This window comes from Maricurvus nonylphenolicus, from assembly GCF_042854845.1.
GTDB lineage: Bacteria > Pseudomonadota > Gammaproteobacteria > Pseudomonadales > Cellvibrionaceae > Maricurvus > Maricurvus nonylphenolicus.
Window position 1 is genome coordinate 1,204,423 of record NZ_AP031498.1, and the last position, 13,353, is coordinate 1,217,775.

Below are 13,353 nucleotides of genomic sequence, written 5' to 3' on the forward strand. Positions count from 1 at the left end.
AAAAAAGCCGGCGCAAGGCCGGCGGTGCAAAGAACGGGAAGGGTAGGGAGCGGGTGAGAGAAAGAACGGCTCCCTGGGCAGCTGTCTTAACGCAGCTGTAATAGGGTTTCGGCTTTGGGCAGTATGGTACTGGCATTCTCAGGGTTAAAGCTGGCCAGGCAGAATTTATCCGGGCGAAGCAGAACCAGTTTGTTACTGCTGCCGGCAAAGAATTCAGTCAGGCCTGCATCACAGGTTACTGGCCAGCCGTTGTCGTTTTCATGGTCACTAACGGCAACAAAGTTGGCGCCCAGGGCTTTCCAGGTGGCCAGGGTGTCGGCGTCAATTTCGGCTTCTGGGTCACAGTTATACCCGAGGATACTGAACTCTTTACCCAGCAACTCATCGAGCAGTAGGGTGTTGCCATCGGCACAGGTAACTTCCGGCTGCGGCAGCAGTTGACCTGTCACGGCGCATTCCGGGTTGGGGATAACGATACCGCTATCAATAGCGCGGGCCAGAATGGATTGCGCCATACCTTCGGCAAAGGCTTCGGCACCGGCTGGGTCCTTTTGCAGCTCGAAGAAGAAGGCATCGCGCTCAGCGGCTTTTTGTGGGTCGATTGGCTGGATTTGCTCGCCCAGATCCAGGGCAAATTGAATCAGATCCTTGGCGTGCTGCCAGCGCTCCTGTTGATAAGTATCCAGTAAAGCACGGTCGGCTTTGCCCTTGATCACCATGGCCAGCTTCCAGGACAGGTTACGTACATCGCGCATACCACTGTTGAGGCCCTGGCCAGCAAATGGCGGGGTCATATGGGCGGCGTCGCCGGCGATAAACACACGGCCGTCCTGCCAGCGATCGGCAATAATGGCGCTGAAGTTATACACACGCTTGCGGAATACATCGACCTGGGCTGGATCGGTAAACGGCGCAATCAGGGAATTGATCATATCGTCATCCAGCAGGGCTTCCGGCTCTTCGCCGGGCATCAACATCCACTCCCAGCGACGCTGCTTGTGGTGTTTTTTGATGGTCATGCCGGGGCGGGCCGGATCGCAGAAGAAGCGTGAGGACGGACCGCTGTCGTAGCCGGGATCGACGGTATCGATCACCAGCCACGGGAATTCATTGCTGTCTCCGGTCATGGTGGCACCGATCAGCTGGCGAATAACGGAGCGGCCACCGTCACAACCCACCAGGAACTGGGCTTTGATGACAATCGGCTGTTTGTCGGCATTCAGCGCTTCAATGGTGATGCCTTCTTCATCCTGCTGGTAACCGGTCAATTCATGGTTAAACCACAGGCGGGCATGCTCGCGCTTTGGCAGCTCATTGGCCAGGATACGGTCGAATGCGGCTTGGTCGAAAGTGTTAAAGAACTCATGGCCGTAAGGACGCAGGCCCAGAGTGTCAAACTCGAATAACAGCTTGCCATCGGCATTCAGGTACTGGGTAGCGTCGATTTCGCTGTAGATCTCACCGGCGATATCCTCAAGGGTATTGGCGGCCTGGTGAGTACGTAAGGATTCACTATCAATGCCGATGGCTCTGGGCTCTTCAATAGTCTTATCCAGCTTCTCCAGCACAATGCTGTCGATACCGTGGCTATCGAGCAGATGAGCCAGGGTTAGGCCAGCAGGGCCTGCACCTGCGATAACGACTGAGGTGGTGTATTCAAGCATGGGAAATCTCCTCCGGGGTACCACATACAAAATCTCTAGTTAACTGAATGGTATTCAGTTATGAATTTAAATGCAACTTTTGCTTTTGGGGAGGGGGAGTGTCAGGGGAATGTTAGGCAGAAGGAACCGCCTGTCCCTGGCGGTAGATAAGGGGGCAGGGGTTATTGGGCAATACTGATACCGACCTTACCGGTAGCCTGGCCAGACTCCGCGTAGCTGTGGGCTTGAGCAATTTGATCCAGGGGGAAGCAGCGGTCCAGTACCGGGCGAATCTTGCCGTTTTCCACCAGCTGGCGAACGTGCTCCAGGGCTTCTGGCGATGAACTGAACATACCCCAGTGGTATTGAATACCCTGTTTTTTGCAGGCCTTTTTCTTGCCCAGAAACGTCTTGATGGTTTTGAAGGCGCCTCTCAAAAAACCGTATTGGTCGATATTGGCCAGCGCAGGGAATACCAGGGTGATGTAGTGGCTCTTGCCGTTGGTTTTCAATATGGACAGCGAGGGGGCTTCCTGATTGCCGCCGACGGTATCCAGTACCACATCGAAGTCGCTTAATAGCTGGCTGAAATCTTCCTGCTTATAGTCAATGACTTGATCGGCCCCCAACTGGCGTACCGCTTCAACCTTGCCGGTACTGCAGGTGGTGGCGACATAGGCGCCCCAGGCTTTAAGCAGTTGTACCGCAAAACTGCCGATTCCACCGGAGCCGCCGTGTACCAGAACCTTCTTGCCACGGTAATCCTCCGGGCACAATTTGGGTTTGGTGATCAGCGCCGACCAACTTGTCATGGTGACATAGGGCAGGCTGGCGGCTTCCTCAAAGCTCAGGCCCTTGGGTTTGGCGATACAGTGGCTGGCCTTGATAGCCCGGTATTCACAGTAGCTGCCCTGGCCGGTGACTTCCGGGGCGGCAAAGACTTCATCGCCGTTTTTCAGGTGTTTGACCTTACGGCCGGTTTTCACCACCACACCACTGACATCGTTGCCGAGGGCGACCGGGAATTCGAAGCCGCGTTTCTTGCTAAACACCCGCCGGCCGTAGCCTTCACGCATCTTGAATTCAATCGGGTTAACGCTGGTGGCTTTGATTTGCACCAGCACTTCATCATCCCGAATATCTGGCGTGGGGATGTTACTGGGCTGAAAAACCTCTTCAGCAGGCCCATAGGTGTTGATTGTCATGGCAAGCATAAATCGACCTCCGCTAGCGAATCGTTGTTTGACCTGTGGATAAGTTATTTGATACTGTAATCATAACTGAATTGAGTTCACTTGTTGAGGGTTATCCCATGGTTGTGTTAATTACAGGCGCTTCCGGCGGTCTGGGTCAGGTGCTTGGCGGCTTGCTGCAAAGTAAGGGTATGAAGGTCTACGGCACCATGCGTAATACCACGGGCAGGGAGGCTGACTTCCCGTTCAGCATCCTGCCAATGGAAGCCACCAGTGATGAATCGGTGCAGGCCTGCATTGATCAGGTGATCGCCAAAGAAGGCCGCATTGATGTGCTGATTAACTGCGTAAACCAGATGATTATCGGCTCTGTGGAAGAGCAGACCGTGGAAGAGGTGGAAGACCTGTTCCGCACCAATATCTTTGGTGTCATGCGTGTGTGTAAGGCGGTGATTCCCCATATGCGCAAGCAGGGCAAAGGCACCATTGTGAATATGAGCTCCCTAGGTGGGCTGCTGGCTGTGCCGTATATGAGTGCTTACACCTCAGCTAAATTCTGCCTGGAAGCCATGAGCGAGGCGCTGTACCACGAGATGAAGCCGCACAACATCGATGTGGTGATTATGCAGCCTGTGGCTATGTACATGGATCGCCCGGCGACCGGTGGTCACTTGCGTACCGTAGAAAATGTGCCCGCAGGATCTTTCACCAACCGCATGGTGGAAATTATGGCCAAGGATACCGCGGCCAGTAAGCTGACGCCGGAGATGGTATCGGAGAAGATTTACCAGGTAATCAGCAAGGACAAGAAACCGTTGCGCGTACCTATGGATAAGTCCAAGGCCGTATCGATGTTGAAGCGTGTCGCTCCACAATCACTGATCAATAAGTTGATCGGTAACCTGTTGGCCAGCTAAAGCGCGTCGGCAGTTTCAAAATTGGTTTCAGAGGCGGCAATCAATGCCGCTTTTTCTTTTTCAGATTCACTTAGCTCGCGAAAACGAATCACCACCTGATCGGCTTGGCCTTCCTGATTTAACAGGTTGGATGGGCCGTAAAACAGGACCGGGTCTCGCAGGGCAATGTCATAGACAAAGAAAATTTCCGGGGCCAACTGGCGTACCAGCCAGTTTTTGGCTTGGGCGCGGAAGATGGCACTGGTATCAGCGTTAACGCTGTAATCTTGCAGTTTTACAGGCAGTTGCTTGGGGGAAACCCGTTCTAATTGCAGCTTAACGGTAGACAGGCGCAGGGACAGACCAAAATCAAAGCTCACTGGGGTGCCAGCGGCCAGGGTATCAAAGTGCTCAACGATAAAATGGTTAATGCCACCATCAATCACCAGGGGACTGGGCTTATCCCAGCTAAGCTGCTGTTGGTGGGTGACTCGCAGCTGGTCGTTTTCTGCCGCCGGACGGTTAAACAGCGTTAAGTGGGTAGTAGCCGCTTCATGTTGCTCAGAGCCCTCTTGCCTTTGGGCGCCGTACTCCAGGTCATGGGTCTCGAAGCTCATGGTAAAGCTGGGAGCAAAGGTACCGGCCGAATAATCCAGTGACTTGGAGGCCAGTAGCCTGCCTTCCGGGCAACGATATTGCACCTGGTGTTGCATGCCCGTGTGATCGAGCTGATGGTGTTCGGTATAGAGCAGCTGCCTTTTACGGCTATCAAACGCCTCGGCAATTACCTGTTGATAGGGCTCTGCCACTGTTACTACAGATACCAGGCTTACAGCCACGGCAGCAACAAGAGGTAACAGGCGGGGACGCAGGTGGAATACAGGCATTGGACGGCTCATTTTTATAGGAATCAGCCATTCTAGCCTGTGGAATATGACGAATGGGTGAATCTTGTATGACTGTGCCTAGGGTTGTGGTCGACACGAGTTAAAACACTTGTTTAACTTTCCTGTATAATGCGCCGCACCTTAAAGAGGGCAGCCAGGCGTACAGGCCACTTTCACTGCCCCAACTAGGCTTAGTCCAGGCTTTATCTGGAGAGAATCACGCAAGAGAGGATTTGGGATATGAGCAATCGTGAAGTGGTTGTATTGAGCGGTGTTCGTACCGCAATTGGTACCTTTGGTGGAAGCCTGAAAGATCAGGAAACCACCAAACTGGCGGGTAAGGTTGTTGAAGAAGCGGTTAAGCGCTCCGGCCTGGCCCCGGAAGATATCGGCCACTGTGTTGTGGGTAACGTAACCCACTCCGACCGTCGTGATATGTACATGAGCCGTGCCGCTGGCCTTAACGGTGGTCTGCCGAATGAAACCCCAGCCCTGACGGTTAACCGTCTGTGTGGTTCTGGCCTGCAAGCCATCGTATCTGCTGCCCAGCTGGTTCAACTGGGTGACTGCGATGCTGTTTTCGCTGGTGGCGCCGAGTCCATGAGCCGCGTTCCTTACTGGCTGCCAAAGGCGCGTTTTGGTGCTCGCATGGGCGATGCCGAGATGGTAGATGCCATGACCGGTGCTCTGACCTGCCCGGTTAACGATGTACACATGGGCATCACCGCCGAAAACATTGCCGAGAAGTGGGGCATCTCCCGTGAAGAGCAAGACGCTCTGGCGGCAGAAAGTCACAACCGTGCTCAGCGCGCGATCGAAGAAAACCGTTTCGACGGTCAGATCCTGCCGGTAGAAATCAAAACCCGTAAAGGCATGGTGAGCTTCGAGCAAGACGAGCACGTTCGCTTCGACGCCAAAGCCGATGACATGGCCAAGCTGCGCCCTGTATTCAAAAAGGACGGCACCGTAACAGCCGGTAACGCCTCCGGCCTGAACGACGCCGCTGCCGGTATTGTGATGATGGAACGCGAAGCTGCCGAAGCCAAAGGCCTGAAGCCAATGGCGCGCTTGGTAGGTTACTCCTTCGCTGGCGTTGAGCCTGAGTACATGGGTATTGGCCCTGTTCCTGCGGTTAAGAAACTACTGGATAAAACTGGCCTGTCCGTTTCCGACATCGACGTATGGGAAGTGAACGAAGCTTTCGCTGCCCAGGCGCTGGCTGTGGTTAAAGATCTGGACCTGCCTGCTGAGAAAGTGAATCCAAACGGTTCCGGTATTTCTCTGGGTCACCCAATCGGTGCCACCGGTGCGGTTATCACTGTTAAAGCCCTGTACGAGCTGAAGCGTGTTGGCGGCCGTTACGCGGTTATCACCATGTGTATCGGTGGTGGTCAGGGTATTGCTGCGTTGTTCGAAAATATCGACTAAATACACTGAGTACAGAAACTCGCTAATTCTTTATTAACGTCATTCCTGCGAAGGCAGGAATCCAGCGTCTTTTATAGGATTACGAGTACACTCAAAGGGGCCAATTGGCCCCTTTGTTGTATCTGGGCGAATGTAAAATTTTTAACAGAGTTACCCCCCTCATCGCTCTAAGGTGATTGTTTATCATCCGCAAAGAGTGAGAAGCTTATGGACGTTGATTTTTGGCAAGGAAAACGGGCCCCAGGCGTACTGGATAACGTTGCCGATTATGATGATCGGAGTGTACTTGATGTCATTGAGCGCGCATTTACTACCCATGGCAACAAGCCTGCCTTTTCGGCATTAGGCGAAACCTTAAGCTTTCAACAGCTGGATCAAGCCAGCGCGACATTTGCGGCTTATGTGCAACAACATACCACGCTGGAGCCGGGGGATCGTATCGCCCTGCAGATGCCAAGCGTCTTGCCTTACCTTGTCGCACTCTATGGCTCTTTGCGAGCCGGTCTGGTGATTGTTAACACCAACCCGTTATACACAGCACGTGAAATGCAGCATCAGTTTTCTGATTCCGGTGCTCGTGCGCTGGTGTATATGAACATGTTTGGCGACAAGGTTGAGAAGGTTCTGCCTGAAACCCACCTGGAATATCTGATTGAAGTGTCCATGGGTGACATGCTGCCCTGGTTAAAAGGCAAACTGGTCAATCTGGCCGCTAAACATGTCAAGAAAGTGGTGCCCCGTTTTACCTTGCCAGGGGCGATTCAATTTAATGAGGTTATGCAGCGTGGTAAGCCGCAGGTGTATAGCCGGCCTGCAAAAGGCCCTGACGATGTTGCTTTGCTGCAGTACACCGGTGGCACAACCGGTGTGGCCAAAGGTGCGATGATTTTGCACCGCAACCTGGTATCACAGGTATATCAACTCAAAGCCAATGAGGGTGCACTGAATCGCCAGGGGCAGCTACATGCTGAGTCTGGCAAGCAAGTTATTATGTGCCCACTGCCGCTGTACCATATTTATGCGTTTACTGTGAATTGCATTGCGGCGTTTAATTCGGGTAATCACAGTGTACTGATTACCAATCCGCGTGACATCGATGGTTTTATCAAATCGCTTGCCAAATATCGCCCAACGGTTCTGGTCGGTATTAATACCTTGTTTGTTAGTTTGATGGAGCACCCTGGCTTCGCTGGCTTGGATTTTACCCGTTTACGTACCACCGTATCCGGCGGTACGGCGCTGAATAAAAGTGTCGCCGAACGCTGGCAAGAGTTGACCAGTTGCCCTGTATCCGAAGGTTACGGGCTAACGGAAACCTCACCAACAGTATGCTCGAACCCGATTGATGGCCAGGGGCGCATCGGCACCATTGGTTTGCCGGTACCTGGTACGGCATTAAAGGTTGTTGATGAAGAAAATAACGAGCTGGGGGTGGGCGAAGTCGGTGAGCTGTGTGTCAAAGGCCCTCAGGTGATGGCGGGTTACTGGCAGCGGCCAGAAGCTACGGCCGAGACTATACGCGATGGTTGGCTGCATACTGGCGATATTGCCCGCATAGAAGAAGACGGTTATGTCAGTATTGTTGACCGCAAGAAAGACATGATTCTGGTATCTGGCTTTAATGTCTTCCCCAATGAGATTGAAGATGTGGTAACCGCACATCCGAAGGTCGAGTTGTGTGCCTGTGTTGGTGTGACCGATGCAAAGTCGGGTGAAGTGCCAAAACTGTTTGTGGTGAAGTCTAATGATTCTTTATCAGAAGCTGAGTTGAAAGCCTACTGTCGTGAAAACCTGACCGGTTATAAGCAACCGCGCCATATTGAATTCCGAGCGGAGTTGCCTATGACAGCTGTAGGTAAAGTCTTGCGTAAGGATTTGCGTGCTGAGGTAGCTACAGAAGCAGAACCTGCCTAATCGAATTGGGCTATTTCCAGTGGTGGTTGTAGTCTTGTCGTAAAATGGTACGCCTCTCGCAAGAGTCTTGGGTAGAGTCACAGTTTCAGAGTAGTGACTAATAACCAAGAGCGAGAGAACCATGGCTAGATTCGCGAAGGGTGCATGTATCAGCCTGCTGATCTTGCACTTTGTATTTATTTTTTCTTTAACGTCTTTTGCCTCCGGTTTATCCCTTGGCCTGTTCTTGTTGGCACTGGGGGTGATACTTGTTAGCCGTTTCGAATTCTCGTCGAGCCTGCCTTATAAAAGCTTGCTGACGGTTTCCTTATTGCTGCTTGCTAATGTGACATTGGAGTTTTCCAGCGCTCCAACGCCCTCTCGAAACTATGTTGCGCTTGTTGGTGGCAATATTATTACCGGGCAAGAGGGCGCTGAGGTTATTCACAATGGCACGGTGTTAATCGACCCGGCTGGCAAAATCGTGGAGGTGGCTAAGTCGGACGCTATCAACGTGCCGGCAAACTACGAAGTCATTGATGCGGCGGGCAAGTTTGTTATGCCTGGGCTGATTAATGCCCACACGCATTTGTTCAAAGATGCCGCAGATCCTGATCTTCCCATGGATGTAACTTCCATGGCCGTTCCCGGCTATCGCCATAGCATCAATATGTATATTGCCGACTCCTATTTAGGTAAGCGTTACCTGGCGGCAGTCATGGCAAACAATGCCAAAAAAGAATTGTTTACCGGCGTAACTACACTACGGGCCATTGGTGAGGTTGGTTTTCTTGATGTGGCGCTGAGAGAAAAGATAGCTGAAGGGAAACTTGTGGGCCCCAACCTGTTAGTGGCCGGGAAAATATTGGCCATCACCGGTGGCCATGCTGCCGACATTGGCATGGTCATTAATGGTCCAGTAGAAGCTAGGCGAGCGGTACGTGAGGCATTACGCAATAAAGTCGATTTTATCAAGATTACCAATACAGGTGGTGTAGCAGATTCCCGGCGTTTGGGGGAGGCCGGTGAGCTGCAGATGACGCCAGAAGAAGTAACAGCCATTGTTGATGAGGCGCATCGTAAAAATATATTGGTCGCCGCGCATGCTGAAAGTACGCAGGGTGTGAAAGAGGCGTTATTGGCTGGCGTCGATAATATCGAGCACGGTGCAATTCTAGACGACGAAATGATTGAGCTATTTCGCAATAATCCCAATGCGTTACGTGGCTATACCTCTTTGCATCCAACCTTGTCAGTTTTTGCCAAAGGGGTTAATTGGACGGAGGAAGCTAAATCAGTCGCAGCGCTTTCCATTATTGGGCGCAATGCGCTGATGGTGGGAGAGCAACTTATCAGTGGTTTTAAGCAAGCCGTAGATAATGACGTGTTAGTCGGGGTAGGTACAGATTCAGGTTTTATCAGTCACAAAGCCGTTTGGAAAGAGCTAAAGTATTTTCAAGAGTTCGCAAATGTATCGGCCGACAAGGCTATACACATGGGTACGTTAGCTACCGCGAAAAGTATCGGCATTGACGCACAAACGGGCAGTATTGAAGCAGGCAAGCGAGCGGATCTATTAGTTGTGGATGGGGATCCTCGAAAAGATTTGTCACTGATAAGCAAGCCGTTGGTTATCTCGGTAAACGGCTATATTCATACCCGTTAAGGCTTTGTCCTAGGAGATATGAATGAAAGCCTTTAGGTTTGCTATATGGGGCCAGGCGTTTTGGTTGCTACTGGCTCTTGGTTACAACCTGATAAGTGGCTGGTGCCTGATACAAGGGCAACAGGCGTTAAGCCCAACAAATCCTGTGCTCGCTTTTTTTGTGGTATCAGCCGTAGCATGGCCAGTCTTGTGGTTAGGGCTAAACGGCAATGTTCGGCTCTATTTACGTCTAAATTGGTTCTTCATCTGTTTAACGGGAATGGCAGCGTATACTCATGCGGGGGCATACTTTAGTGATGATTTTGATCGCTATGCTTCAATGACTGCATGGGGCTTGGCGTTGTTGATTAATTTATTGGGTGTTATTGCAGGTATACTTGGGTCATGGTTGGGTTTTAGGAGATGAAAATGGAAATCGGAACACTTATATCCTTGTCGGGATATTTTCTGCTTATGCTCGGTATCGGTCTTTATGCCTTTCGGGCTGCATCAGAAAGTTCTTCCGGTTATTTACTGGGGGGCAGGCAATTAGGCCCTACGGTAACGGCATTATCAGCGGGTGCTTCGGACATGAGTGGCTGGATGGTGATGGGTTTGCCCGGTGCCATGTATCTTACAGGCCTGCCTAATGTGTGGATTGCCATAGGATTAATCGTAGGTGCTTACTTTAATTATCTGATTGTCGCACCAAGGCTCAGAACCTATACCGAACTGGCCAATGACTCTATTACCTTGCCGATGTTTTTTGAAAGCCGGTTTGAAGATAAAACCCGGCTGCTAAGAATTGTCAGTTCGATAGTCATTATTATATTTTTTACGGTATACACATCGTCCGGCATCGTTGGTGGTGGGAAACTGTTTGAATCATCATTTGGCTTGAGCTACGAGCTCGGTTTGTATGTAACCGCCGGGGTGGTAGTGGCTTACACGTTTTTTGGTGGTTTCCTGGCGGTGAGCCTGACGGATTTTGTCCAGGGTTGCATTATGTTTATTGCCCTGGTGTTAGTACCTGTTGTTATTCTTTTTGATTTCGACAGTTACACAGGAGTTAGAGAGACAATTGAACAGTTAAGCCCGACACATTTGGATATCTTTGCAGGGACTACCGTGTTGGGAATTATATCGTCTCTGGCGTGGGGATTAGGCTATTTTGGTCAGCCACATATCATCGTCCGCTTTATGGCCATTCGCACGGTGAAAGATCTTAAAGTCGCTCGCCGCATCGGCATGAGCTGGATGATAGTGGCCTTGGTTGGTGCAATGGCCACCGGCTTCTTGGGTTATGCCTATACCGAAAAGAATGGTATCGCTGTAGGGGATGCTGAAACTATTTTTATAGTCTTGTCTCAGGTGTTGTTTCACCCGCTGATCGGTGGGTTCATGCTGGCCGCTATTCTGGCTGCGATTATGAGTACCGTCTCGTCGCAGTTACTGGTAACTTCCAGTTCCCTGACTGAAGATGTTTATAAAACCTTTATCAATAAGCAGGCAAGCGACAAACAGTTGGTATTTATGGGGCGAATTTGTGTGGCCTTGGTGGCGTTGGTCGCAATTGGTTTGGCTCATAATAGGGATAGTTCTATTTTGGATATCGTGGCCAATGCCTGGGCGGGTTTTGGTGCGGCTTTTGGTCCTTTGATCGTATTGGGTATTTACTGGAAAAGAATGACCTTCGCCGGAGCTTTATCAGGCATGGTGGTGGGGGCGGTGACGGTTCTGATCTGGATCTACGCGCCGATCACCATAGGCGGGCAGCCCCTTGGCCGTATGATGTATGAAATTGTTCCGGGTGTACTGTTGAGTACGGTTGTCATTATTGCTGTGAGTTTGTTGGACAAAGAACCTTCACACTCTATGCAATCGATGTTTGATTCCATGCTTGGGAAGGTTAGGCAATAACAATAAGTATTGCAGTGCTTACATTAACAGAATGTTGAATGTCAGCTTTTCTGTTAATGTAAGCCGTTATCTTGTTTAACATCTTCAATCACCACATTAGTGTGGGTTTGTGTCACACGGGGCAGTTCCTCCAGCTGCCCTACCCCTTTGTTGTTTGTACCTAACTTTGATGATTTTGAATTTGGTGTAGATACCTTAGTGTATTTTCTGTATCTGTTCGATGATTATTGCTGGGCATTTTTCTGCGCAGCTTCTGCCCAAGGCTCTCGATCTTCGCCACCACCAAATGAATCCATATCCAGTAGGGCCCCTAAAACTGATATGCCCCGATTAGGTTGATCTGTCCAGTTGTTAGCAATATGTAGCAGGCTGTTTACCAACTCAGGATGCAATTGACTGACGTCAGTTTGTTCGTTGGGATCTGTCTCTATGTTATAGAGTCTTGGGTTTTCAAGATCTATAAGTTTCCAGGGCCACCGGTAAAGAGCGCTCCCGTTAAATGTGGCTACAAAGTAGTCGGGTGTGATTTCTAAAGGTGTTCCGTTAGTTAGCGACTGCCATTGGCTAACACCATCGATTTGCTTTGGATTCTGTAGAGGCCGGCCAGTAGCTTCAAGAAGAGTGGGTAGTAAATCACTAATGGTTACAAAGCCATCATATTTTTTAGGAGAGAGTTTTTCGGGCCACCAGATAAGTGCAGGAACACGAACCCCTCCCTCAAGTAGGCTACCTTTACCGCCGCTCAATGGTAGATTGTCGCTACCGCCATCAAAAGCATTGGAAGCAAAAAACTCCAAACCTGCAATAGGAATGGGTCGATCAAAAAGAGATACCGACCAGTTTGCCAAGGTGTTCATTATTCCTGGCATACCGTTTTTGATCAGGCCGCCATTGTCACTGGCGAAGAATAGGATAGTATTCTTGTCCATATTGTTGGCTACTAATGCCTTCATTACTTGCCCTATAGCAATATCAAGCTCGGATACCATGGCTGCATGAATACGCCTTTCACTATCTTCGATGTGTTGATATTGGCTAATTGATTCTGCAGGCGCTTCATTGGGTAAGTGTGGAGCGCCCAAAGCGAGGTAGAGAAACATGGGCTGTTGTTGATCGTGGGTATTAATCATTCTTACCGCTTCATCTGCGAGTAAGTGAGTAGCATAACCTTCTTCACGTACTGTTTTACCGTTTCGTTGCCAATCGTGACCGCCGCCTTGATTATGGTCCCAATAACCAATGCCTCCTGAAACATATCCATAGAAGTTTTCAAAACCGCGGTTGTGCGGAAATTGATCGGGAGTATGGTGCCCAAGATGCCATTTACCAATCATTTGACTACTGTATCCTCGTTGGTTGAGGTACTCAGGTAGTGTTGTTTCTTCTAAAGGCAGTCCAGTCTCCTGATTTTTTCCGATGGGGGTTGTAATTCCAAGCTTCTTAGGGGACTTGCCAGTCATAAGTGAGGCCCGGGTAGGGCTGCATGTTGGCTGCACATAAAACCGGTCTAATTCGATACCTTCCTTTGCAAGTCGGTCTATAGTTGGCGTTTTGATCTCACTATCATGATAGCCGACATCGCGCCAGCCCAGATCATCGGCAAGAATAAGAACTATATTAGGTGGTAAGTCTACAGATGCTTGTGCAGATGTTCCCAGGCATATACCTATTAGGAATAGCGTGGCCTGAGCTATGGCCAAAAAGTAACGCGGGAGATAGTTGCAGTTAGTGGCAGTCCTGGCCTTGCTTAGATTTGCTTGGGTTGAGCTTTGTAATAATCTGTATCGCATCATGTCACCGGAATCTTGAGTATTCTTAATTTTTATCCACTTGACTATAATACGGTGG

At 50.4% G+C, this 13,353-nt stretch carries 10 protein-coding genes; 6 read left to right on the forward strand and 4 right to left on the reverse strand.

Translation table 11 applies throughout. The annotated features are described in order from the left end of the window. Positions 1 to 86: 86 nt before the first annotated feature. Together ACGHZ6_RS05070 and ACGHZ6_RS05075 are read right to left on the reverse strand one after the other, a co-directional pair. Positions 87 to 1,664 carry a bifunctional 3-(3-hydroxy-phenyl)propionate/3-hydroxycinnamic acid hydroxylase gene (locus ACGHZ6_RS05070; RefSeq protein WP_390617727.1) on the reverse strand — a complete coding sequence of 526 codons (1,578 nt, stop codon included), beginning with the start codon at positions 1,662 to 1,664 and terminating at the stop codon, positions 87 to 89. Positions 1,665 to 1,825: 161 nt separating this feature from the next. After that, complete coding sequence (locus ACGHZ6_RS05075; protein WP_390617728.1) at positions 1,826 to 2,857, reverse strand: zinc-binding dehydrogenase; 1,032 nt, start codon at positions 2,855 to 2,857, stop codon at positions 1,826 to 1,828. A gap of 98 nt (positions 2,858 to 2,955) precedes the next feature. On the opposite strand from ACGHZ6_RS05075, the gene ACGHZ6_RS05080 reads away from it, so the two are divergent. Next, a complete protein-coding gene (locus tag ACGHZ6_RS05080; RefSeq protein ID WP_390617729.1) occupies positions 2,956 to 3,753 on the forward strand; it encodes an SDR family NAD(P)-dependent oxidoreductase in 798 nt (265 codons plus the stop codon). Here the strand turns inward: ACGHZ6_RS05080 and ACGHZ6_RS05085 are convergent. Beyond that, entirely contained in the window at positions 3,750 to 4,619 is an 870-nt protein-coding gene (locus ACGHZ6_RS05085; protein WP_390617730.1) for a hypothetical protein, read from the reverse strand. The genes ACGHZ6_RS05080 and ACGHZ6_RS05085 overlap by 4 nt on opposite strands. Positions 4,620 to 4,859: 240 nt before the next feature. Between ACGHZ6_RS05085 and ACGHZ6_RS05090 the strand changes: the two genes are divergently transcribed. The 5 genes from ACGHZ6_RS05090 (at position 4,860) to putP (ending at position 11,505) form a co-directional block, all read left to right on the forward strand. After that, entirely contained in the window at positions 4,860 to 6,047 is a 1,188-nt protein-coding gene (locus ACGHZ6_RS05090) for an acetyl-CoA C-acyltransferase family protein (RefSeq protein ID WP_390617731.1), read from the forward strand. A gap of 207 nt (positions 6,048 to 6,254) precedes the next feature. Then, entirely contained in the window at positions 6,255 to 7,961 is a 1,707-nt protein-coding gene (locus ACGHZ6_RS05095; RefSeq protein ID WP_390617732.1) for an AMP-binding protein, read from the forward strand. A 121-nt stretch (positions 7,962 to 8,082) separates the two neighbouring features. Further along, a complete protein-coding gene (locus ACGHZ6_RS05100; RefSeq protein ID WP_390617733.1) occupies positions 8,083 to 9,606 on the forward strand; it encodes an amidohydrolase family protein in 1,524 nt (507 codons plus the stop codon). Between the two features lie 22 nt (positions 9,607 to 9,628). Continuing rightward, positions 9,629 to 10,012, forward strand: coding sequence for a hypothetical protein (locus ACGHZ6_RS05105; RefSeq protein ID WP_390617734.1), 384 nt, complete (start codon positions 9,629 to 9,631; stop codon positions 10,010 to 10,012). Positions 10,013 to 10,014: 2 nt separating this feature from the next. Further along, positions 10,015 to 11,505, forward strand: coding sequence for a sodium/proline symporter PutP (putP, locus tag ACGHZ6_RS05110; RefSeq protein WP_390617735.1), 1,491 nt, complete (start codon positions 10,015 to 10,017; stop codon positions 11,503 to 11,505). Positions 11,506 to 11,729: 224 nt separating this feature from the next. On the opposite strand, the gene ACGHZ6_RS05115 is transcribed toward putP, so the two are convergent. Beyond that, positions 11,730 to 13,298 carry an arylsulfatase gene (locus ACGHZ6_RS05115; RefSeq protein WP_390617736.1) on the reverse strand — a complete coding sequence of 523 codons (1,569 nt, stop codon included), beginning with the start codon at positions 13,296 to 13,298 and terminating at the stop codon, positions 11,730 to 11,732. Positions 13,299 to 13,353: the final 55 nt, after the last annotated feature.

What these genes read in the sequence shown, in the direction of transcription:
- ACGHZ6_RS05070 (WP_390617727.1), bottom strand. Translation starts at nt 1,664, where the DNA reads ATGCTTGAATACACCACCTCAGTCGTTATCGCAGGTGCAGGCCCTGCT.
- ACGHZ6_RS05075 (WP_390617728.1), bottom strand. Translation starts at nt 2,857, where the DNA reads ATGCTTGCCATGACAATCAACACCTATGGGCCTGCTGAAGAGGTTTTT.
- ACGHZ6_RS05080 (WP_390617729.1), top strand. Translation starts at nt 2,956, where the DNA reads ATGGTTGTGTTAATTACAGGCGCTTCCGGCGGTCTGGGTCAGGTGCTT.
- ACGHZ6_RS05085 (WP_390617730.1), bottom strand. Translation starts at nt 4,619, where the DNA reads ATGCCTGTATTCCACCTGCGTCCCCGCCTGTTACCTCTTGTTGCTGCC.
- ACGHZ6_RS05090 (WP_390617731.1), top strand. Translation starts at nt 4,860, where the DNA reads ATGAGCAATCGTGAAGTGGTTGTATTGAGCGGTGTTCGTACCGCAATT.
- ACGHZ6_RS05095 (WP_390617732.1), top strand. Translation starts at nt 6,255, where the DNA reads ATGGACGTTGATTTTTGGCAAGGAAAACGGGCCCCAGGCGTACTGGAT.
- ACGHZ6_RS05100 (WP_390617733.1), top strand. Translation starts at nt 8,083, where the DNA reads ATGGCTAGATTCGCGAAGGGTGCATGTATCAGCCTGCTGATCTTGCAC.
- ACGHZ6_RS05105 (WP_390617734.1), top strand. Translation starts at nt 9,629, where the DNA reads ATGAAAGCCTTTAGGTTTGCTATATGGGGCCAGGCGTTTTGGTTGCTA.
- putP (WP_390617735.1), top strand. Translation starts at nt 10,015, where the DNA reads ATGGAAATCGGAACACTTATATCCTTGTCGGGATATTTTCTGCTTATG.
- ACGHZ6_RS05115 (WP_390617736.1), bottom strand. Translation starts at nt 13,298, where the DNA reads ATGATGCGATACAGATTATTACAAAGCTCAACCCAAGCAAATCTAAGC.